We start from the raw sequence: 22,682 nt of genomic DNA, 5'->3' as shown, positions 1-22,682 counted from the left end.
TCTTCAACTGTCGCAACGCCTTCCGGCCGCGCTCATGATCATGGTGACATAACATCGACCAGAACACGAGACACTGAGATACCAACCTTCTCGCCAACTGATAAATTCCCCGGAGCGGACCGCGGCAAACGACATCCGGCATTCCTCCGCACAAAGCCCTTGCCACGGATGGCAATTCCAGGATTGACCGCATCCAACACTCCCGTCGGCCACCGAAAACACTCCGACGCGTCGAAACTTCCCCCGTCCGCTACCGGCGGGTTGCGGAAGCCGCAGCAGACCTCGGCAATATGATCCTCGGAATACCGGTTCGCACTGGTAGATCAGGCCATTGCGGCACACCCGACACTGCGGCGCGCACGGTAGCTACAGCCGAATCCCACCAGCGTAGTGGGGGTGCGCGGCCACCCGAAACGGTGGTACCGGCTGCATGACCACCCCGCACGCTGTACGGTTGCCCAAACCAGTAATGGGGGCTTCATGCAGGCCTGCGCCCATACTCTGAAAGGACTCGGATCTGATGTCGATAGACACCGGCCGCAAATCCGACGGATCAGATGACAGCACCGAGGATTCGCTCGGAAAACCGCCGACCAAACTCGGTTTGGACCGGTGGGTTTTCGGCATCACCGCGATCGGCTCATTGGCGTTCGTCGCCTGGGGCATCCTCAACCAGACGGGCCTCGCGTCCGCCTCGTCGGATGCGCAATCCTGGGTCATTACCAATACCGGTTGGCTATTCGTCCTGATCGCGTCGGCCTTCGTCGTCTTCGTTCTCTGGATGGCGGCCAGCCGCTACGGCAAGATCCCGCTCGGCCACGACGACGAAGTACCGGAATTCAAGACCGTCTCCTGGATCGCGATGATGTTCAGCGCGGGCATGGGCATCGGCCTGATGTTCTGGGGCGTCGCCGAACCGCTGACGCACTTCGTGAAGCCGCCGCCGGGCACCGCCGACCCGCAGACCGATCAGGCCGCGGAGACGGCGATGGCGCAGACGCTGTTCCACTGGACGCTGCACCCGTGGGCCATCTACGCCGTGGCCGGCCTGGCCATCGCGTACGGCACCTTCCGCAAGGGCCGCTCGCAGCTGATCTCGGCGGTGTTCCGCCCGATCCTCGGCCGCTACTCCCAGGGTTGGGGCGGCAAAGCGATCGACATGATGGCGATCTTCGCGACGCTGTTCGGGTCGGCCGCCTCGCTGGGCCTGGGCGCGCTGCAGATCGGCGCGGGCATGGAGTTCAACGGCTGGGTCGACTCGGTCGGCAAGGTCAGCCTGGTTCTCATCATCACGGCCCTGACCATCGCGTTCATCTTCTCCGCGATCTCCGGCATCGACCGCGGCATCCAGTGGCTGTCGAACATCAACATGGTGCTCGCGCTGATCATCGCGCTGTTCGTGTTCGTGCTCGGCCCGACGCTGTTCATGCTCAACTTCCTGCCGACCGCGCTCGGCGACTACATCGCCAAGCTGCCCTCGATGGCCTCGCGCACCGCGGTCAGCGGCGGCGAGGCCGAGAAGGCGTGGCTGTCGAGCTGGACGATCTTCTACTGGGCGTGGTGGATCTCGTGGACCCCGTTCGTCGGCATGTTCATCGCGCGCATCAGCCGCGGCCGCACCATCCGGCAGTTCGTGACCGGCGTGCTGCTGGTGCCCAGCCTGGTGAGCCTGGTGTGGTTCGTGATCTTCGGCGGCGCCGGCATCTTCCAGCAGCGCGAGACCGGCGACCTGACCGAGGCGAACGGCTCGGTCGACTCCAACAACGCGCTGTTCCGCCTGCTCGATCACTACCCGATCGCGTCGTTCACCGCCGCGCTGGTGATGATCCTGGTCGCGATCTTCTTCGTCTCCGGCGCCGATGCCGCATCGATCGTGATGGGCACGCTGTCGGAGAAGGGCAGCCTGGAACCGTCCAAGGTGACCGTGACGTTCTGGGGTGCGGCCACCGGCGCCGTCGCCGCGATCATGCTCGTCATCGCCGATCCGAAGGACCTCGATGGCGCCTTGAACGGGCTACAGGCCCTGACGACGGTGGTCTCGCTACCATTCGCGATCGTCATGGGCCTGATGTGTGTGGCGCTGTACAAGGACGTGCGCTCCGACCCGATCATCCTGCGCGAACAGCACGGCGCGCTGCTGATCGAAAACGCGGTCCTCCAGGGCACCGAACAGCACGACAGCGAATTCGGCCTGGTCACCGAGGCAGTCGAGATAGTCGAGGTGGAGGAAACCCCCACCGACGCCCCAGCCGAACCCGGCAAACCGAAGGCGGACTAGCCCACGGCTCAGCCCCGTCACAACCGCACACGGCTCAGCCCCGTCATTCCTGCCCTGCGGCGCCCAGCGCCGCGGGGCAGGACCATTCCGCCCCACCACCTCTGTCCCGCCGCTCAGCCCCACCACGCCAGCCCCGCAGTTTGGCCCCACCACCTCGACCCCGTCGCTCAGCCCGGCGACTTGGCCTCGCCACCTCTACCCCGCGACTCAGCCCACCACCTCAACCCGCAACTCAGCCCACCACCTCAACCCGCAACTCAGCCCACCATTTCCTGCCCCCGCGGCGCCCCAGCGCCGCGGGGGCAGGATCTTGCCCGCCCCTTCCGTTCCGATAACACCGGCTGCGCCACGCCCGCACAGGCGGTAGCATCCCGACCGATCGGTCTTTTACCTGCACTGGCTTCACCTCACGCACGTCCCGCGAAGGAGAGCAGCCATGGGGAAGAGTGTCGCCGACGGTATGTGGGAAATGCTCGTGTCGGCCGGGGTGCGCCGCTGCTACGGCATCGTCGGCGACGCGCTGAACCCGGTGATCGATGCGATGCACCGCAACGGGTCCATCGACTTCGTGCACGTCCGGCACGAGGAGTACGGCGTCTTCGCCGCGGTCGCCGAATCCTGCCTGACGGGGCAGCCGGTGGCGGTCTGCGGCACCGCCGGGCCCGGGGTCGCCCACCTGATCAACGGACTGCTCGATGCCCGCAAGGAGGGCGCGGCGGTGATCGCCATCGCCGGTGACAGCGAAACCGTTGTGCTGGACAGCAATACGGTGGAGGAGCTCAATCCCTACAAGTTCTTCGACACCGCCGCGCTGTACATCGGCCGGATCGGCAATCCGGCGCAGCTGCATCACGTCGTCAGCAGCGCGGTCACGGTGGCGATGGCCGAGCACGGCCCGACCGTGATCGCGCTGCCCGGCGATGTGGCCTCCGCGGACGCGCCGAAAGTCGCGCTGCGCGTGGCGGTTCCGCCCACCCGGATCGGCCCGGCCTCGTACCCCGAGATCAGTGCCATGGCGGACGTGATCAACGCGGCCGATACGGTCGCCATCTTCGGCGGCGACGGCTGCGCCGACGCCGGTGTCCAGGTACGCGAGCTGGCCGCGAAACTACAAGCCCCCGTGGGCTATTCGATGAAGGGCAAGCAGTGGCTGGAGTACGACAATCCCAACGCGGTCGGCATGACCGGGCTGGTCGGCTACGGCGGGTGCTGGGAGGCGATCAACAAGTGCGATGTGCTGCTCATGCTGGGCACCGACTTCCCCTTCTCGAACTTCCTGCCGCACTCGAAGGTCAAGGTGATCCAAGTCGACCGCGCGGCAAGGCATCTGGGCCGACGGGTGCCGCTCGAGCTCGGGATCGTCGGTGACATCGGCGGCACCGTGGACCAGCTGCTGCCTATGGTCGAGCCGAAGAGCAACGACCGGTTCCTGCACAAGTGCGTCAAGCACACCGAGCACTTCCACAAGCAGATGCAGCACTACGTCACCAAGGGACCGGACCTGAAGCCGATCCGCCCGGAGTATCTGGCGACGATCCTGAACGAGGAGGCCGCCGACGACGCGCTGTTCTTCGCCGACACCGGCACCGCGGTGATCTGGGCCTCCCGCTACATCACCTACGGGCCGAAACGCCGCATGTTCGGGTCGTTCTCGTGGGCGTCGATGGCCAACGCCTCCCCCAATGCCTTCGGCGCGCAGCTGGCCTTCCCCGGCCGCCAGACCATAGCGCTCTGCGGCGACGGCGGTTTCACCATGCTCGGCCTCGGCGACCTGCTCACCGAGGTGCAGCGCCGGACGCCCGTCGTGCACATCGTGCTGAACAACAGCATGCTCGACTTCGTCAATATCGAACAGCAGGAGGCGGGGCTGGTCCCCTACGGCACCGACTTCCACAACCCGGACTTCGCCAAGGTCGCGGAGGCCATGGGCGCGACGGGAATTCGCGTCGAGGAACCGGGCGACCTGCGGGCGGCGGTGCGCACCGCGCTGGCCCACCAGGGCGGCCCGTTCGTGCTCGACGTCCTCGTCGACAAATACGCCCTCGCGATCCCGGGCCACGTCCCCGCCGAAACCGCCGCGGGCTTCACCCTCAGCCTCGCCAAACAAACCCTCAACGGCCATTTCGACGAGGTCCTCGAAACCGCCACCCACAACATCCGCCTCCTCTGATTCCGGCCGAGAGCACGCCGGAAATACCGCGCGTTCGGTCGCATTCCCAGAGGCGGACCGGGGATTAGGCTCCGGACGTCATGGATGCCTTGTATACGCCCGACCCCTCGGACCCGGACCTGTTCCACTCCACCGAGCTGACCCGGGGGCCGTGGTCGCCGGACGCCCAGCATGCCGGGGCGCCCTCGGCCCTGCTGGGGCACGTGATCGAGCGGTACCGGCCGCGGCCGGGGTATCGGGTCGCGCGGGTGGCAGTGGAGATTCTGGGGCCGGTACCTATCGCGCCGCTGCGGGCCGAGGTGCGCATAGTCCCGGCGGAGGCGCGAGTCGCCCAGCCCGGGCGCGGTGCCGAATTGATCGAGGCCACACTGAGTTCCGACCGGGGCCCGGTGCTGACGGCGCGCGCCTGGCGGCTGGGCCGGGCCGATCCGGAAATGGACGTCCCCGGCGAACTACTGCCGACCGGCACCCACCCCGGGCCCGAGACCGTCACGCCCGGCCCCGAACACGCCTTCCCCAGCAATCAACCGGTCGGGTTCCACACCGCCGTCGACTACCGCTTCGTTTCGGGCGCCTTCCAAACCCCCGGCCCGGCCGTGTGCTGGATCCGGCTGCGCTGTCCGGTCGTCGCCGGAACCGCGCCCGGCCCGCTGGAACGGACCCTCGCCGCCGCCGACTTCGGCAACGGCGTCAGCTCCGTATTGCCTTGGGGCCGATACTTTTTCATCAACACCGACCTCACCGTGACGCTGCCCCGCGAGCCGGTCGGCGAATGGGTGTGCCTGGACGCGGTGACCCATCCCGAACGCAGCGGGATCGGCATGGTCGACGCCCGCCTGTTCGACGAGAAGGGCCCGATCGGCCGCAGCGCCCAGACCCTGCTGCTCGGCACGCGCTGAAGGCACCCGACCGACCAGGAACAGCCTTCCACACGGCCATATCGTATTGCCGGGCACTGCGATATAGGCCGAGTTCACCCGACCCAGGCGTCGACGGCCACGAACATGCAGATCAACACGAACAACATCCCCATCAGCGGCACCACGAACCGCACGTAGCGGTCATAGCGCACCTTCGCCAGCGCGATGCCACCGGTCACCACGGCCGTGGTCGGGGTGACCAGATTGGCCCATCCGGAGGCCGCCGCCCAGGCCGTCACCACCAGCGACCGCGGCACCTGCGCGAAATCGGCCAGCGGGGCCATGATCGGCATGGCGAGCGTGGCGTGCCCGGAGGTCGACGGGATGAGAAACGCCAGCGGAATGTTCACCAGGAACACCGCCACCGCGAACACCCCCGACGAGGTCCCGGTCACGATGCCCTCGAGCGCGTGCAGGACGGTGGCGGTGATCTGGGTGTTGTTCATGACCACCGTCACGCCGCGCGCCAGCACTATCACGAAGCCCGCCCCGACGAAATCGCCGAACCCCCTGCCGATCTCGTCGGTCAGGCGGCCCTCCCCCAGGCCACCGACGAGCCCGACCAGCACCGCGCCGAACAGGAACAGTGCGGTGAGTTCCGGAAACGACCAACCCAGTTCCCACGCAAACGGTTTCGCGTCCAGCCCGTTGACCACCTCGCTCCAGGGAATGATCGCGAAGATCATGAACACGAACAGCAGCGCCACCAGCCACAGCACCGCGACGTGCCGCCGGGTCATCGGATCCGGTTCGTGGTCTTCGGCTTTGGCGTCGCGGTCGCCGGGCTGCCAGCCCGACCAGGACCTGTCCGGATCGTTGCGCACCCGGCGCGCGTACCAGAGCACGTACGCGACGGTCACGGCGGTGAGCACCACCAGCATGATCAGGCGCAGCACGATGCCGTCGCCGATCGGTATCCCGGCGGCGGCCGAGGCCGTGCCGATGGCGAACGGATCGACGGTGGCGCACAGCACGCCGACACCCGCGCCGCAGATGATCGCGCCGACCGCGGTCATGCGGTCGTAGCCCAGCGCCAGCAGCAGCGGCACCAGCAGCGCGTAGAACCCGAGCGTCTCCTCCGCGAAACCCTCGACGGTACCGGCGATCGCGAAGGTCACCATCACGCCGACGATCAACAGGTACGACCGCTCGCGCAGCCGATACGCCAGCCTGCCGATGCCGCGTTCGAGCGCGCCCGTGGCGAAGGCGACGGTGATGAAGGCGCCGACGGCCAGCACGAACAGGAATACCGCCGCCGCGCCGTAGAGGCTGCCGGACAGGTCGGGACCGACCAGTCCGGTCTTGTCGTCCTGGATGCCGTACAGCCCGTCGACCGGGGCGAGGAACAGATCCTTCAGTCGCGCAACGAATCCCGGAGCGTCCTCGATGCGGTGGTACGTCCCGGCGATCGGCCGCCCCTGCTCGTCGCTGTCGTATCGACCGGGCGGAACGATGAAGGCCGCCAGCCACACCAGCAGCGTGACCCCGGCGAGAATGGTGTAGGTGGACGGGAATGTCCACCGGCGACGATGCCCGGCCTCGGCGGCGGCAGTGTCCATGGCGTCATGGAACCACCCCCGGGCTTATTTCCAGCGAATCTCCCGCGGTGTTTCCGGCGACCGCCTACCGCTTGCGGCCGACGCCACCCACGATGCAGTTGCGCACCGGCGACAGCGGCTCCAGGCGCGGACCGTCCGGCCACCAGTCGTCGCACAGCACCAGCCCCGGCTCGACCATTTCCAAATCGCCGAAGAACGCCTGGATTTCATCGAACGTGCGGAATCGCCCGCTGCCCATCGGACTGTGCACGAACTTATCCTCCATCTTCTGCGCGAGCTCGGTGAACTCGGGCGTCTGCGGATCGAGGAAGTGCGCGATGGCCACGTACGAGCCGGACGGCAGCGCATCGATGTAGGTCTGCATCATCGCCGCCCCGTCCTCACCGAGATAGTGATGGATGGTGCCGATCTGGAAAAGCGCTATCGGACGGTCGAAATCCAGCTCGCTGCGCACCACCTTGTTCTCGAGCACCTCGAACGGCTGGAAAATGTCGGCGGTGACGATACTGGTATCCGGGTTCTCCTCCAGCAATGCGCGCGCATGTGCCAGCACCATCGGATCGTTGTCGACATAGACGACGCGGGATTCGGGGCGGATGCGCTGCACCACCTGGTGCGTGTTCTCCGCGGTCGGCAGCCCGGAGCCCAGATCCAGGTACTGCTCGACACCCGTCTGCTTGGCCAGGAAACGGCATACCCGGATGAGGAAATCCCGGTTGGCCCAAGCCAAATCGGTGGCCTGCGGCGCCACGGATTGCACCCGGGCGAGAACCTCGCGGTCGACCTCGAAATTGTCCTTGCCGTTGAGGAAGGCGTCGTACACGCGGGCGATGCTGGCTCGGGTGGTGTCCACCCCTACCGGCACCGCGCTCGGGTAGGCAGCGGAAGACTGGGACATCGCAAACTCCCTGGCATAGTCCGGTTCGGTTTCCGACTCCGAGTTTGGCGCATTCGCGTGGGTTTCGGATCGGTACCGCGCATTTCGAGTTACGAGCGGCCCGCCACGGCGGGCGATGATCATCGTACGGCAGGTACGGTGGCCGCCATGTCGGAGAGCTTCGTGCAGCGGGCGGAACGGATCGTGGACGCGATACTGCAGGCGGATCCCGCCGCCGCGGCGTCGGTCGGCGACCACCGGGCCGACGATCGGCTTCCCGACTGGTCCGGCGACGCCGTGCGGGAGCAGACGGCGATGCTGCGCGAGGCCTCCCACGCACTGGCCGAGGTGGACGACCTGGAGCTGCCCGCGGAGGATCGGGTCGATCACGCGCTGCTGCTGCAGGAGGTCGACAGCCGCCTCTTCGCACTCGGTGAACTGCGCGAGCACGAGTGGAATCCGTTGCTGCACAACCCCGGACCGCTGCTGTACGACCTCCTGGCCCGGCCGTTCGCCCCGCCCGCCGAACGAGCGGAGGTACTCGCCGCCCGGCTGGCGGCGCTGCCCGATGCGCTCGCCACCGCGCGCAGCGTGCTGGGAGACTGCCCGCGCATCCACGTCGAGACCGCCATCGGGCAGTTCGGCGGCGTGGCCACGCTGATCCGCGACCAGGTCCCGGCGCTGGCCGCGCAGGTACCCGGCACCGGCGTGGACGGTTCGGCCGACGCGGCCGTGGCGGCGCTGACCGAGTTCACCGGGTGGCTGCGTGCGCGGCTCGACGGGTCCACCCGAGATCCGCGGCTGGGCCGCCGGGTGTGGGAGGCGAAGCTGTGGCACACCCTCGACACCGACCTGGGCGCGGCCGCGCTGCTCGACCGCGCGCATCGCCACCTGGACCGGCTGCGCGACGAGATCCGCTCCGCCGCAGGCGAACTGCTCGGTGTGGCGGATCCGGACGACGATACCGTCCGCGCCGCCCTCGACACGCTCGCCGCCGACCATCCGGACGACCACACCATCGTCGGACTCGCCGAGACCGCACTGACCGAGGCCGAATCCTTCGTCTCCGCGCACGACCTGGCGACGCTGGTCGACGACACCCTGGTCGTGCAGGAGATGCCGGAGTTCGCCCGGGGCGTGGCGGGAGCCTACTGCGATTCCGTAGGCCCGCTCGAAACCGCGGATCTGCCAACCTTTTTCGCGATCGCACCGACGCCGGCCGACTGGCCGCCGGAGCGAGTGGCCTCGTACTACCGCGAATACAACGACCACATGCTGCGCAATCTCACCGTGCACGAGGCGATGCCGGGCCACTACCTGCAGCTCGCCCACGCGCGCCGGTTCCGCGGCTCGACGGCCACCCGCGCGCTCTGCGCCAGCGGGACGTTCATCGAGGGGTGGGCCGTCTACGCCGAGGAGCTGATGTCCGAGCACGGGTTCGGCGGCCTGCCGGTGCGCCTGCAGCGGCTGAAGATGCAGCTGCGCGCGACCATCAACGCCATCCTCGACCAGGGCGTCCATTGCGACGGGATGACCGAGGCCGAGGCCATGGACCTGATGCTGCGCCGCGGCTTCCAGGAGGAGGGCGAGGCGGCCGGAAAATGGCGGCGGGCCCAGCTGAGCTCCACTCAGCTGTCGACCTATTTCGTCGGCTACGCCGAGATGTCCGCGATCGCCGCCGCCCGGCCCGCCGCGGTCTCGGTGCGCGGGTGGCACGACGCCATGCTGGCCCACGGCTCGCCCGCGCCGCGGCATCTGCGGACACTGCTCGGCATGGACGGCCTGTGAATCGAGTCACAGACACACCGGTCCGCTTCACCCACCCTATCGATAACTAATGGTTTGCTCTCTCTCACATCGGTGTCCGGGAATCCACCCGCCGACGCGAAGGGAGCGAGCCCTCCATGCCGCAGCCGAGATCGCGTACCGCGCGCTGGGTCGCAACGGCCGGAGTCACCGTCCTGCTGGCGGGAGCGCTGACGGTGGGCGCCGCGATCGCCGCCGCCGACGAGGTGGCGCTCGGACCGTGCGAGGCCGGTGCGCGCGCTTCCGCCGCGGGCCCCGGCGCCGCGGGCACGACCATCGACAACAACAAACCGACCCCGGTCCGCGCGGGCGTACCCCGTGCCACCGGAACCGATTTCGTCTGCGCCGCGCGGATCCCGGTGGCCTCGTCACTGATCCCCGACCTGGTCGCCATGAGCCTGGGCGCGGTGCCGACGGCGTTCCGGATGGCACCGAAGGGGATGGCGCTGCTGATCGTCCCGCCGCATCAGTTCCCGGCCTTCGACAACGTCATCACCCGGGAGAGCGGCTGGAACACCTTCGCGGTCAACAAGGAGTCCGGCGCTTACGGCCTGGGCCAGGCCCTGCCCGCGCACAAGATGGGCACCCACGGCCTGGACTGGTGCTGCAATCCGCTCACCCAGATCCGCTGGACCTATGACTACATGAACCAGCGCTACGGCGGCCCGGACGGCGCCTGGGCGTTCTGGCAGTCCCACGGCTGGTACTGAATTCGGGCAAATCGCCCGCGTATTACTCCCATGAGTGACACCGGCAACTTCGCAGACACCGGGTAGGCTTGCCCCGGACGTCCGCAGCCTGCACCGATTGCCGTTTCTTCCACATGGCTGCAACAATCGAGTCAGGGTTGCGGGCACTCTGACTGCCGCTACTCGTGGAGTTCAACCCCCCGCGGGTGTCGGGCTAATGCGAAAGGCATCGGCATGTTCGTGCGTGTGTTCGCCCTGTCGTTCATCGTCACGGTGGTATCGCTGGTGGTCGCGCTGATTTACGGCGGACCGGAGGCACTGATCCTGGCGGCGATCCTCGGTGTGCTCGAGGTGTCCCTGTCGTTCGACAACGCGGTGGTCAATGCCAGCGTGCTGCAGCGGCTGAGCCAGTTCTGGCAGCGCATGTTCCTCACCATCGGCGTGCTGATCGCCGTCTTCGGGATGCGGCTGGTATTTCCGCTGGTGATCGTCGCGATCGGGGCCCACCTGGATCCGGTGAAGGCGTTCGAGCTGGCGCTGAATCCCCCGGCCGACGGCGCGGCCTACTTCCCCGACGGCCGCCCCAGTTACGAGACGCTGCTCAACGAGGCCAACCCGAAGATCGCGGCATTCGGCGGCATGTTCCTGCTGATGCTGTTCCTGGACTTCGTCTGCACCCGCCGCGAGATCACCTGGCTGAGCTGGCTGGAGCGGCCGCTGGCGCGCATCGGCCGGTTCCCCATGTTCCCGACCGTCGTCTCGATGGTGGCCCTGGTCCTGATCGCGGGCATCGTCGCGCCGGACAACAAGGCCGATGTGGTGATGGTCGCGGGCGTGCTCGGCATGGTCACCTACATCCTCGTCAACGGGCTCAGCGAGGCCCTGGACGGCGAACACGCCGCGGATATGGAGCGCCCCGGGCCGGGGCGGGTGGTGGTCGCCACCGGACGCGCGGCATTCTTCGGCTTCCTCTATCTGGAGGTTCTGGACGCGTCGTTCTCCTTCGACGGAGTGATCGGCGCCTTCGCCATCACCGCCGACCCGATCATCATCGCGCTCGGGCTGGGCCTCATCGGGTCGATGTTCGTCCGCTCGATCACCGTGTATCTCGTCCGCCAGGGCACCCTGTCGGAGTACCGGTACCTCGAGCACGGCGCGCACTGGGCCATCGGCGCGCTCGCCGTCGTGCTGCTGTACTCGACCGGGCATCACCTCAACGAGGTCGTCACCGGCATGATCGGTGTCACGATCATCGCGGCCGCGTTCATCAGCAGCGTCGTGTACAACCGGCGCCACCGCAGCACCGACGGCGACGCGGAGGAGCACGACGACCTGACGACCGCTAGCGCGTCCGCTCGATGACACCGCGCAGGTAGGCCGCCTGACCCGCGTGCTGCAGGTCGTCGGAGATCACGCTGACCAGCCGCACACCGAGGGTGACCGGCGGATCCCACGCGGAATCGACCACGCGGTCCAGGTCGGCGTCGGTGAGCCCGCGCACGTATCGCAGCGTCTGCTCGTGGACGGCGTCGTAGTAGCCGGTCAGCAACTCGGCCGGGGCCTGGATGCGTGCGACGTCGGACGGGCTGTCGCCGTATCCGGTGGCACGCTTGCCGATCGGTAGCGCGAACCGGTCGTACCAGCCCTGCGCCGTCCACACCTGGTCGGACCCGGCCACGTCGGCGATATGGTCGTCCTGCACTCGGGTCAGGTGCCAGACCAGCCAGGCGATGGAGTTCGCCGCGGGCTCGATGCGGTGGGTCAGCGCCTGATCGTCCAGGCCGTCGACCGCCTCGTGCACCACCTCTCGGATCCGCTCGTATGCGTCTATCAGCACATCGGCACTCGTCGCCATCTACTTCTCCCTTCCCCGCAGAACCCTTTCGCCCGACCGTACTCGCGGGCACCGACAACCCTCCGGGCGCCGGGAGCGCGGCGATGTCACACTCGCGGGCGCTGCGGCGTCAGTCGAGCGAACCGGAACGAACCGGCCGCCGAAACCGCTGAGACAAGAGGCATTCCGATGACCATCGCCTACTACATCGTCACCGTCCTGGCCGCCCTGTGGGTCGCCTTCTCCTCCTACGCGCTGCTCACCAGGAAGCAGTTCGTCGTCGAACCGCTGGAGCACTACGGCGTGCCCCGGTCGTGGTGGACCCCGCTCGGGATCGCCAAGGGCGCCGGCGCGCTCGGGCTTGTCGTCGGATTCGTCCTCCCGGTCATCGGGGTGGCGGCCGCCGTCTGCCTGGTCCTCTACTTCCTCGGCGCCACCGCCACGGCCCTGCGCGCCCGCTCCTACAAGACCGTGGCGGGGCCGCTGGCGTACCTGGTTCCGGTGGTCGCCACGCTGGTCCTGCAGCTGGCGGCGTAGCGAGCAGCATGGACGAAACCCAACCGCCCACGCCCGGCCGACACCCGGCCGGGCGTGGGTATTGTCGGATCATGAGGTCCAGGCCGCTGACGCTGATGCAGGACGAGCTCGTCGAGTACGACAAGGCGATGGAGCGCATGGCCGAGATGGTCGAGCAGCGGCACCGCGACGAGCGTCCCGATACGCTGTGGCTGCTGAGTCATCCGCAGGTGTACACCATCGGCCGCCGGACACCGCTCGAGCATCTGCCCGATCCCGCGCACCACATTCCGGTCGTCGAGACCACGCGGGGCGGCCAGCTCACCTATCACGGTCCCGGCCAGCTCGTCGGGTATCTGATCGTCCGGCTGCAGCCCGGCGAGGGCGTGGTCGACTACATCCGTGAGGTCGAGCACCGCCTGGTCGAGGCCCTCGCCACGCTGGGCGTCCCCGCCGAACGCCGCGACACCCCGACCGGTTCCGAATTGCTCACCGGCGTCTGGACTTCCGCGACCGGGCGCAAGATCGTCTCCATCGGCATGCGCCAGAGCCGCGGCATCACCAGCCACGGCTTCGCCCTCAACGTCGACGGCGACCTCGAGCCCTGGCACTGGGCGGTGGCCTGCGGACTCCCCTCGGTCGACATGACCTCGGTGCGGCGCGAAACCGGTACTGCGACAATGGATCAGGTCCGTCCAGTGGTAGCGAAGGCATTCGAAGCCGACTAATCTACCCGGACCCACTACAACTCGGTCGGCTCCTCATAACCCAGCCGAACATCGTGCGTCAGCTCCCCGCCGTCCACCACGACCCGGCTCGTCGCCGGTGGATAACCCCGCGCGACCACCGTGTACTCCCCCTCCGGCAGGTCGGTGACCACGTACTGGCCGTGGGCGTCGGTGCGGGCGGAGGCAACCGGGTTGCCGTGCCCGTCGAGCACCAGGACCTGCGCGTCCGGCACGGCGTGGCCGTCGGCCCACGCCAGACCGGCCAGCACGCCCGTCGATCCGAGTTCGATGTCGTGACGTAGCAGGCCGCTGTCGGGGACGGTCAAAGTCGTTGCGGCAGGCCGCATGTGGTCGGAGACGGCGACCAGGGTGTAGGTCCCCGGCACCACCCCGTGACAGGCGTAGGCTCCCTCGGCGTCGGTGACCGCCGACCCGACGACCTCCCCGTGCGAGTCTGTCAGCGTGACGGTGACGCCGTGCAGGGGTTCGCCGCGGCCGCCCACCCGCACCACACCGGACACCTCACCGGTCCCGAGCAGCGAGATATCCAGTGCCTGCGGCCATTCCCCGACCGTGACGTTCACCGCCGAGGGCTGGTAACCGGTCGCCGAGACGATGAGCACATAGGCCCCGGGGTTCGGTGCATCGATGCGATAGCCGCCGTCGGGGCCGCCGGTGGCGCGCGAAACCTGGTGCCCGCGTTGATCGATCAGCGTCAGGGCGGCATCGGCGACGGGATGGCCGTCCTCACGGTGGATGCGCCCGTCCAGTGAATGCGCTTCGCCGTCACCGTATTCCGCCGACAGCAGCACCGCGGTGCCGGTCGCCGCCGCCGAATACGCTGCGCCGCCCACGGTTTCGGGCATCCTGACAGGTTCCGGCCGCGCGTGCCGGACGTGACTCCCCCCGGCCGCGAGCACGGGTTCCGGCTCGGTCAGCGCCTGCGCGGACCCCGCCCACAGCTCCGCCTCATCCCAGGCGCCGTCCTCGAGCGGCTCGGCTTCCACCTCCGAAGGATCCTGCAGCGGAATCTCTTTCATGAACATCAGCACCACGCAGGCCAGCAGCGAGACCGCGGCTCCGACGTAGAACACCCCGCTCAGCGAGTCGGTGAAGCCGACCAGGATCGGATCCCTCAGCTCCGGCGGCAGCGCGGCGATACCGGCCGTGTTGCTCTGCAGTTCGGTCATCGCGCCGGTATCGAACCCGGGCGGCAACTGCCCGCCGAAGGCGTCGAGAATCTTGTTCGGCAGCAGGTTGAACAGGATCGTCAGGAACACCGTGACGCCCAGCGTGCCGCCCATCTGCCGGAAGAACGTCGCCGACGCCGTGGACACCCCCATATCCGACCGCGGCCCGGCGGCCTGCGCCGCGATGATCAGCGTCTGCATGCACCCGCCGAGGCCGATACCGATCACCCCGCTGTAGGCCAGCGGCTGCCACAGCGGGCTGTCGAACTGGACCTGCGCGAACAGCGCCGAACCACCCGCGATGACGAACGTGCCCACCACCGGCAGGATCTTGTAGCGGCCGGTGGCCTTGGTGACCGCGCCCGCGATCGAGGAGCCGATCATGATGCCCAGTACCAGCGGCAGCATCAGCAGCCCGGACTTGGTCGGCGAATATTCGCGCACCACCTGCAGATACAGCGGCACCATCGAGATCGCGCCGAACATCGCGATGCCCACGATGAACCCGCCGACGATCGTGATCGAGAAGGTCGAACTCCTGAACAGCCGCAGCGGGATCAGCGCCGCGTCCTTCATCAGGAACTCGATGACGACGAACAGCACCAGCCCGATCCCGCAGAGGCCGTAGCACAGCAGCGCGCGATCCGATTGCCATCCCCAGCCGCGGCCCTGCTCGGCGACGATCAGCAGCGGCACCACGCAGATCGCCAGCGCGATCGTGCCCAGCCAGTCGATGCGGTGGCGCTGCCGCTCGTGCGGCACGTTGAGCACCTTCGCGACCACCAGCAGCGCGACCACCCCGATCGGCACGTTCACCAGGAACACCCAGCGCCAGCCCTCCAGGCCCCACAGGTGGTCGTAGTCGGAGAAGAATCCGCCGAGCACCGGGCCGAGCACCGTCGAGATGCCGAACACCATCATGAAATAGCCCTGGTAGCGCACCTGCTGCCGCGGCGGCACGATATCGCCGATGATGGTGAACGCCAACGACATCAGGCCACCGGCTCCCAGCCCCTGGAAGGCGCGGAACCCGGCCAGCTGATACATCGAGGTGGCGAAGGTGCACGCCGCCGACCCGATCACGAACAGCCCGATCGCGAGGAGGTAGAACGGCTTGCGCCCGTAGATGTCGGCCAGCTTGCCGTACAGCGGCGTGCTGATGGTGGCGGTGATCAGATACGCCGTCGTCGCCCAGGCCTGCTGGTCGAAACCGTTCAGACTGTTGGCGATCCGCACGATCGCCACGGTCACGATGTTCTGATCCAACGCGGCCAGGAATATGCCCAGGAGCATGCCGGACAGAATCGTGAGTATCTGCCGGTGCGACAGTGACGCGCCCGCACCCGCCGCCGGGTCCGGCCGCACCGCCGGTTCCCGGGTGGTCGAAGTCGTCATGTTCAAGCCCTAATTCGGTTCGCAGTGAGCAATGAGTGTTTCGATACTGCGGTCGAGCAGGTGGAGCAGAACGATCGAGACGCGGCCGGGATCCCCTTCTCCCACACCAGCGGACGTGATTAGCACGCACAACTAGTTGCCGGGGCCAACTATACAACTGACTCTCAGAACAAGGTCATCGGCTCGGTCGGCACCGGTTCCGGGAGCGGCTCGACCTCCGGTAGCCGCGCGCGGATCTCGTCATGGAACCGACGAGCCAATACCAGTGATTCGGCGTTGTCGGGCGTATGGATGAAAACGGTCGGCGAGCGGCCCTCGCGCAGCCAGTCGGCGACGATGTCCAGCCAGGGCCGCCAGCCCGCGACGGTGGCGGCGCTGTCGTCGCGCCCGTGGTACCGCACGATCGGGTATTCGGTGAGGGCGCGGGTCCGCCGCGGCAGGCGCGGCTTCTTCGTCCACGCCTCGCGTTCGCCCGGACTGGTCGGTCGGGCCGCGAACAGGGTGCCGGTGTCGAACGGGATCCACTCGGCGCCCGGACGGGCCAGCACGTGCTCCAATTGCGCCGTGGCCCGGTCGTCCTCGAAGAACGCGCGGTGTCGCACCTCCACGGCGTAGCGGTACTCGTCCGGCAGCTGCCGCAGCAGTCCGGCCAGCGCGCCGAGGTCCGCCGGCCCGAACGAGGGCGGCAGCTGCACCCACAGCGCATGGGCGCGCGGCCCGAGCGGCTCGATAGCAGACAGGAATTCGCGCAGCTGCTGCTCGGCGCCCGCCAGCCGGCGTTCGTGGGTAATAGTTTTCGGCAGCTTCACCACGAACCGGAAGCCGGGATCGGTCTGCGCCGCCCAGGATCGGACCGTGTGCGGTGCGGGCGTGGCGTAGAAGGTGGTGTTGCCCTCCACCGCATTGCACCAGTCCGCATAGGACCGCAGCCGTTCCCGCGGATTCGGCTGCCGGTCCGCCCAGGCCGTGTGCGTCCACTGCGCACATCCCACGTGAAGCCGCATGTGCTCGACGCTAACGCACGCACTACCGCAGTGCATTCGACCAACCATCACGCGATCCGGCCGTGCACTCGGACCAAGATTCGCGAAAGGAACATACATACACGGCTGTATGTATAGTCTGGCGCCGGTGCCGCCGTGAGCCGAAACGGAGGGGTTGCAATGATTCTCGACGGACGCGCGCTGTTCCGCGCCGCCACCCGACTGCTGGTGGTGCCCGCCGTCCTGGCGGCGGCATTACCTGCCGCCCCGGCATCGGCCACACCCGGATCCGGTGCGGACCCGGCGCGGTGGACCGCGATTCACGATGGGCCGCAACAGTATCCGGATGTGCACATCGACTGGGACGTGCCGATCACGATGAGCGACGGCACGGTGCTGAAGGCCAATGTCTACCGGCCCGCCGATGCCCGGGGCCCGATCACCACCCCCACACCGGTCGTCCTGAACCTGACGCCCTACACCAAGCTGGGCACGATGATCCTGGACTCGGTGCAGTCCATCCCGGTGCTCTCCGACGCGGTGATCCGCTTCTTCCGCGACCTGGACCTGACCGGCACTCCGCTGGAGGGCATCACCGACATCACCCGGGTCGTCGGCGGCGGCGCGGGGCGCGGAGTGGGCGTGGACCGCAACCTGATTCGCTCCGGGTACACGCAAGTCGTGGTCGACGTCCGCGGAACCGGTTTCTCCCAGGGGGTTTGGGAGCCATGGGGTCCACGCGAGCAGTTGGACACTCCCGAGGTGATCGACTGGGCGGCGCGTCAGCCGTGGTCGAACGGCAGGGTCGGCATGACCGGGGTGTCCTACTCCGGCATCAACCAACTGCAGGGCGCCGCACAGCGGCCGCCCGGTCTCGAGGCGATCTTCCCGATCGTGCCGGGCAACGATCTGATCCGCGACGCCTATGCGCCCGGCGGCGCACCGATCTCGGTGCTCCTGCCGTATTTGTTCGGCGTCAACATGGCCAAGCTGCTGCCGGATGTGATGTCGCTGCTGCAGGGGCGTTTCGACACCAAGTGGCTGTCCGATCGGATCGCCGACCCGATGTCGATGCTCGCCGAGGGGTGGAGCGCGCTGACCGCGCCGACACAGCAGGACCTCGCGACTCACGCGCGGTCCCTCCTGGACCCCGAAAGCCCGCTGCGCCAGGCGTGGTTCGGACATCCGGAGCGAATCACGGTGCCCACCATGGTGGTCGGCGGCTGGCACGACGCCTTCGCCAATGCCGGACCGCGCATCTACAACTCGATTCCGTTGCCGCCCGGGCAGAAACAACTGGTCTACGGCGACAGCATGCATCTGTCGGTCGGATTCGACATGCGTGGCAAGGCGGGCGAACCGCCCCGGGTCGACGTACTCCAGCGCGCCTGGTTCGACCGCTGGCTCAAGGATATCGACAACGGTATCGACGGCTACGGACCGCTCACGCTGTGGCAGCAGGGCGGCGGATGGACCACCAGCGACCAATTCCCCAGGGCGGGAACCGAACACCGGCGCCTGTACCTGTCGGCGGCACCCAGCGGGACGACGAGCACCAGCGTGCACGACGGCAGCCTCACCGCGGAGCCGACCCCGGATGTCACCCGCCTGACCGTGGCTCCCGGCCTGATGAGTCTCTGCTCCCGCGACGGTGGGCAGGGCGGCCTGGTCGACCCCTTCGAGATCTTCGTCGGATGCACCGAGGACGACCGCATCCACGAACGCGACGGGCTCACCTTCACCGGCCCACCCGTGGCCGGGCCCACGCAGATATCCGGACCGATCGCGGTGCATCTGAACACGGTGCACGACACCGCGGACGGGCTCTGGGTCGCGACCGTCAACGACGTTGCGCCCGACGGCCGTTCGACCGTGCTGAGCACCGGTCAGCTCACCTCTTCGCTGCGCGCCCTCGACGAGGAGAAGAGCACGCGATCGGCCAACGGCGACTACAGCGATCCGTTCCCGGTGCTCTCGGTCGATGCCCGGCGCCCGGTCCGGCCCGGCGAGCCGACGCCGCTGGAGATCGGCCTGATCCCGATCGACGCGGTGCTGCGGCCCGGGCATCGGTTGCGCGTCGACGTCTACGCCAGCAACTTTCCCAAGGCGCTGCCGCTCGGGCCCGTACTGCACGACAGCCGCCTGGCACCGCAGCACCTGCAGCTGGACCCCGCCGAACCGAGCTACGTGAACATCCCGCTCGGGGGTGATCCGGGCTGGTGACCCGCTCAGCCCTGCTGGAAGAACAGCACCTGATCGCCGTAGTCGACCAGCGGCCGCGCCTGGCCCGCCTGCCGGATACCGCTGGCGGGCAGGTGGGTGAGCTTGGCGAACATCGGGGTGTTGCCGAAGGCCGAACGCACCTGGGTCTCGGAGGCGTAGTCGGCGCCGTAGTCGGCGAGGGTCGCGAAATCCAGTGGCGCCAGCGGGGTCTCGAGGGGCGGCTGTCCGACGGGACGGCCGAGCGCGGCGTACTGGGTCGCGGCGCCGTCGACATACCAGCACAGCTCGTAGGACATGTTCTCGGTGGTATTGACCGCGATCACCGGCCAGCGCTGCGAAAGAGCGAGCGCCAGTGGGTGTCTGCCGACCGGCGTGAGCTCCCAGTGCCGGCTCATCACCGAAATCCAGCTGCCACCGGCCCGTTCGACCAGCACCACGTCGTCACCGAGCCGTTCGGCCAGGTTCAGCTCGGGATCGGGCATGTGCCAATGGGTTTCGTGCACGCCCTGGAAGACGGTGCTGTCCACGGCCACGGCGCCGTCGGCCTCGTAGGCCGCGATCACCGCCGCGCGCACCTGGGCCAGGGCGTCGGGGGCGGCGCAGCGCACGCTCAGCGCACCGAACGCACTCCCGATCTCCACGGGCTTGGACGGCGGGTCCGCCAGCGCACCCGCGGCCAGCGGCTTCAGCCCGACCAGGCCCAGCTTCCAGTTGATCTCCTCGATCGTGGTCAGGTCGCCGGAGGTCTGGTAGAGGATCTGCTGCTGGGTCAGATATCCCGCGCGCTCGAGCGTCTGACATTCCAGTTTCGTCAGCGCGGCGCGGGTCTTGCTGGTGAAGTCGACGTCGTCGACGCGGGTCTCGCGCAGGCGGGTGGTCATCGCCTGCGTGGTCCAAGCGGAGTAGCGCTCGCGGTACATGGCCAGCGCCTGCTTGCGCGGGCGGCCTATCATCAGCGTGCGCAGCAGCATGTTCAGACTGGCGAGATAGCGACCGGCCTGGTCGGGCTCGGTGGCGAACAGCCCGGCGCGGATGCGCACCGCCTCCGAACTCGCGGCGACCGCCGACTCCGGGTCGAGCCGGCACAGCCACACCCCGCACTTGGACAGCCCGTCGGCGCAGACCCCGGCCGCCATCGGATAGCGCTGCGCCACCCGGTGATACGCGTCGCAGGCCTGGCGAATGGTGGAGGTGGCGAGTTCGCGGTGCCCGATCGTGCGGGCCGCCTGCTCGAACAGCCGCAGCGCCTCCTGCACCTGCCCGGCGAACTGGGCGCTGACGTGCCCCTGGGTCAGCCAGCGCAGCCGGATCAGCACGGCCTCCTGCGCGGGCTCCAGCGCCGCGGGCGCGCGGTCGCGCCCGTCACCCTGCTCCTTGGTGGCCAGAAAAGCCCTGGACAGCTCGCACAGCGAGGCCGCCAGCCGCAGCTCGGCCTCGGCCGATCGCTCCGCAGTGGCGGTCCGTCTGTCGTCGGCCACCTGCTGCTCGATGGTGGTCAACTCCATCGCATTCCCAACTCCCGCGTCACCTTCCACACACGGTCGTGGATCGGCCGCATCGTGCCGTGCCGAGTCTGCCACATATCGTCGTCCGATATGCGCCGACCGTGCGGACAGCGCAGGACAGAAGGGCCGCCTCCGACCGTGCCCCGGAAACCCAGGGCGTCTCGCGAAGTTTCACCGGCGGCCATGTAGTCGATATATAAGTAGTCTCGGAAGACGAAAGATTGTGTGGGGGAACATGTCACTGGTTTCGAGAATCGTCACGAACCGGTATGCCGAAGGCACCGAGGCACCGGCCTCGTCGCCCGGGGTGGAGCAGCGGCAGTGGGCCCGGGCGGTGCAACCGTACGCTCGGACGTCCGGTTCGCCCCCGGCGCAGCGCGGCGACTCCTATCGCGAGCGCCTGCTCAAGTACTTCCCGATGGAGACCAGCGGGCCCTATCTGGCGGCCTCGGCGGCTATCACCGGCATGACCGAGGCACACACACCCGCACGCACGATATGGCTGCTGGTGATCTTCACCGCATTCGGGGTGGGCACGATTCCCCTACTCCTGAAGCAGTATCCGGCCGCGCTGTACCGGAATCGCTGGCTCCCCATCGGGTTCGGGCTCGGGGCGTACGTCATCTGGGTCTACTCGCTGGGCGCGCTGCCGGAGGAGCTGGGCCTGTTCAGCCCGATCGGTGCGGTCGTGCTCCCGATCCTGTACGGGTTCGGTGCGAATTTCAGCCCATCTCCGCCGAGGTGATCGCAGGTGGTCGTGGCCCCGGCCCTTCGATCGAGCGAGAATCCGTGTTAACTTAATCGGGTATCTCGTATTACTGATCTGATCGGAGTGGCTATGACCTCGGCAGTCGTCGTCGACGTGGTCCGGACCCCGTCCGGCAAGGGCAAGGCCGGTGGCGGCCTGTCGCAGGTGCATCCGGCAACGCTGCTGGCCGGGGTGCTGGCCGAGCTGGTGTCGCGCAACGATCTGGACCCGGCGCTGGTCGACGACGTGGTCACCGGCTGCGTCACCCAGAGCGGGGAGCAGGCGTTCAACATCGGCCGCACCGCGGTGCTGGCCGCCGGATTCCCGGAGTCGGTGCCCGCGACCACCGTCGACCGGCAGTGCGGATCCAGCCAGCAGGCAGCGCATTTCGCCGCCCAGGGCGTGATCGCCGGTGCCTACGACATCGCGATCGCCTGCGGCGTGGAGTCGATGAGCCGGGTGCCGATGTTCTCCAATGCCCAAGGCGCGGACGCCAATCGGGGCCCGATCGCGCACCGGTACCCCGATGGCCTTGTCCAGCAGGGCATTGCGGCCGAGGTCATCTCGGCGCGCTGGAAGCTGGATCGAAACACGTTGGACGAGTTCGCTGCTCGCTCGCATCGGCTGGCCGCCGAGACCGCGGCGGCGGGCGGTTTCGCGAAAGAGCTTGTGGCAGCGGGAGAATTGACCGCCGACGAGACCATCCGATCGTCCACCACCGTCGAGAAGCTGGCCGGGCTGCGGCCCGCCTTCGCCGACGCCGAGTTCGAGGCCCGCTTCCCGGAGATCGAATGGTCCATCACCCCGGGCAATTCGTCGCCGCTGACCGACGGCGCCTCCGCGGCGTTGATCATGAGCGAGGAGAAGGCGAACCTGCTCGGGCTGCGGCCGCGGGCACGGTTCCATTCGTTCGCGGTGACCGGTGACGATCCGCTGCTGATGCTCACCGCCGTCATCCCCGCGACTCGGAAGGTGTTGGCGCGCGGTGGATTGTCGATCGACGACATCGATGCCTACGAGGTGAACGAGGCCTTCGCACCGGTGCCGCTGGTGTGGGCGCACGAACTCGGCGCCGACCCGGCCAGGCTGAACCCGCGCGGCGGCGCCATCGCCCTGGGCCATCCGCTGGGCGCCTCCGGCACCCGCATCCTCGCCACGCTGGTCAACCACCTCGAGCAGTCGGGCGGTCGCTACGGCCTGATGACCATGTGCGAGGCGGGCGGGCTGGCCAACGCCACCGTCATCGAGCGGCTCTGAGCGC

At 68.2% G+C, this 22,682-nt stretch carries 17 protein-coding genes; 11 read left to right on the top strand and 6 right to left on the bottom strand.

The annotated features are described in order from the left end of the window. The first annotated feature begins 520 nt into the window (after positions 1-520). The 3 genes from NM1_RS14410 to NM1_RS14400 all read left to right on the top strand — a co-directional run bounded on the left by NM1_RS14410 (position 521) and on the right by NM1_RS14400 (position 5,347). Complete coding sequence (locus tag NM1_RS14410) at positions 521-2,278, top strand: BCCT family transporter (RefSeq protein WP_084519613.1); 1,758 nt, start codon at positions 521-523, stop codon at positions 2,276-2,278. Positions 2,279-2,714: 436 nt separating this feature from the next. Further along, positions 2,715-4,448 (top strand): thiamine pyrophosphate-dependent enzyme, encoded by a 1,734-nt coding sequence (locus NM1_RS14405; protein WP_068019632.1) that lies wholly within the window; start codon positions 2,715-2,717, stop codon positions 4,446-4,448. 80 nt (positions 4,449-4,528) lie between these two features. Beyond that, entirely contained in the window at positions 4,529-5,347 is an 819-nt protein-coding gene (locus NM1_RS14400; RefSeq protein ID WP_068019630.1) for a thioesterase family protein, read from the top strand. Between the two features lie 74 nt (positions 5,348-5,421). Here NM1_RS14400 and NM1_RS14395 read toward each other — a convergent pair whose 3' ends face one another. Both NM1_RS14395 and NM1_RS14390 read right to left on the bottom strand, forming a co-directional pair. Further along, positions 5,422-6,927, bottom strand: a complete 1,506-nt coding sequence (locus NM1_RS14395; protein ID WP_068019627.1) for a YfcC family protein — start codon at positions 6,925-6,927, stop codon at positions 5,422-5,424. A 64-nt stretch (positions 6,928-6,991) separates the two neighbouring features. After that, entirely contained in the window at positions 6,992-8,062 is a 1,071-nt protein-coding gene (locus NM1_RS14390; RefSeq protein WP_255286191.1) for an SAM-dependent methyltransferase, read from the bottom strand. On the opposite strand from NM1_RS14390, the gene NM1_RS14385 reads away from it, so the two are divergent. The 3 genes from NM1_RS14385 to NM1_RS14375 all read left to right on the top strand — a co-directional run bounded on the left by NM1_RS14385 (position 8,009) and on the right by NM1_RS14375 (position 11,661). Then, entirely contained in the window at positions 8,009-9,592 is a 1,584-nt protein-coding gene (locus NM1_RS14385) for a DUF885 domain-containing protein (RefSeq protein ID WP_218022166.1), read from the top strand. The two genes, NM1_RS14390 and NM1_RS14385, sit on opposite strands and share 54 nt — an antisense overlap. Positions 9,593-9,708: 116 nt before the next feature. Further along, on the top strand, positions 9,709-10,320 hold the full coding sequence (locus NM1_RS43960) for an aggregation-promoting factor C-terminal-like domain-containing protein (protein ID WP_084519612.1): 612 nt from the start codon (positions 9,709-9,711) through the stop codon (positions 10,318-10,320). 213 nt (positions 10,321-10,533) lie between these two features. Beyond that, positions 10,534-11,661 carry a DUF475 domain-containing protein gene (locus tag NM1_RS14375; protein WP_068019624.1) on the top strand — a complete coding sequence of 376 codons (1,128 nt, stop codon included), beginning with the start codon at positions 10,534-10,536 and terminating at the stop codon, positions 11,659-11,661. On the opposite strand, the gene NM1_RS14370 is transcribed toward NM1_RS14375, so the two are convergent. Beyond that, the gene (locus NM1_RS14370) at positions 11,642-12,154 is read right to left on the bottom strand and encodes a mycothiol transferase (protein WP_068019621.1); all 513 of its coding nucleotides are present in this window, start codon (positions 12,152-12,154) and stop codon (positions 11,642-11,644) included. The two genes, NM1_RS14375 and NM1_RS14370, sit on opposite strands and share 20 nt — an antisense overlap. A 168-nt stretch (positions 12,155-12,322) precedes the next feature. Here NM1_RS14370 and NM1_RS14365 point away from each other — a divergent pair, with 168 nt between their 5' ends. Next, positions 12,323-12,670, top strand: coding sequence for a DoxX family protein (locus tag NM1_RS14365; protein ID WP_068019619.1), 348 nt, complete (start codon positions 12,323-12,325; stop codon positions 12,668-12,670). 71 nt (positions 12,671-12,741) lie between these two features. Continuing rightward, positions 12,742-13,377, top strand: coding sequence for a lipoyl(octanoyl) transferase LipB (gene lipB / locus NM1_RS14360; protein WP_068019616.1), 636 nt, complete (start codon positions 12,742-12,744; stop codon positions 13,375-13,377). Between the two features lie 14 nt (positions 13,378-13,391). Here lipB and NM1_RS14355 read toward each other — a convergent pair whose 3' ends face one another. Together NM1_RS14355 and NM1_RS14350 are read right to left on the bottom strand one after the other, a co-directional pair. Beyond that, positions 13,392-15,962, bottom strand: coding sequence for an MFS transporter (locus tag NM1_RS14355; protein WP_068019792.1), 2,571 nt, complete (start codon positions 15,960-15,962; stop codon positions 13,392-13,394). Between the two features lie 164 nt (positions 15,963-16,126). Continuing rightward, positions 16,127-16,966: a DUF72 domain-containing protein gene (locus NM1_RS14350; protein WP_068019615.1), complete on the bottom strand. Its 840-nt coding sequence runs from the start codon at positions 16,964-16,966 to the stop codon at positions 16,127-16,129. Positions 16,967-17,125: 159 nt separating this feature from the next. Between NM1_RS14350 and NM1_RS14345 the strand changes: the two genes are divergently transcribed. After that, entirely contained in the window at positions 17,126-19,168 is a 2,043-nt protein-coding gene (locus NM1_RS14345; protein ID WP_068019613.1) for a CocE/NonD family hydrolase, read from the top strand. Between the two features lie 5 nt (positions 19,169-19,173). Here NM1_RS14345 and NM1_RS14340 read toward each other — a convergent pair whose 3' ends face one another. Continuing rightward, positions 19,174-20,673, bottom strand: coding sequence for a hypothetical protein (locus tag NM1_RS14340; protein WP_068019611.1), 1,500 nt, complete (start codon positions 20,671-20,673; stop codon positions 19,174-19,176). A gap of 235 nt (positions 20,674-20,908) precedes the next feature. Here NM1_RS14340 and NM1_RS14335 point away from each other — a divergent pair, with 235 nt between their 5' ends. Both NM1_RS14335 and NM1_RS14330 read left to right on the top strand, forming a co-directional pair. Further along, the gene (locus NM1_RS14335; RefSeq protein WP_068019610.1) at positions 20,909-21,418 is read left to right on the top strand and encodes a hypothetical protein; all 510 of its coding nucleotides are present in this window, start codon (positions 20,909-20,911) and stop codon (positions 21,416-21,418) included. Between the two features lie 93 nt (positions 21,419-21,511). Then, positions 21,512-22,678: a thiolase family protein gene (locus tag NM1_RS14330; protein WP_068019605.1), complete on the top strand. Its 1,167-nt coding sequence runs from the start codon at positions 21,512-21,514 to the stop codon at positions 22,676-22,678. Positions 22,679-22,682: the final 4 nt, after the last annotated feature.

It is taken from the genome of Nocardia mexicana NBRC 108244 (genome assembly GCF_001613165.1).
GTDB classification, from domain to species: domain Bacteria; phylum Actinomycetota; class Actinomycetes; order Mycobacteriales; family Mycobacteriaceae; genus Nocardia; species Nocardia mexicana.
This window is presented reverse-complemented; position numbering and strand designations above follow the sequence as displayed.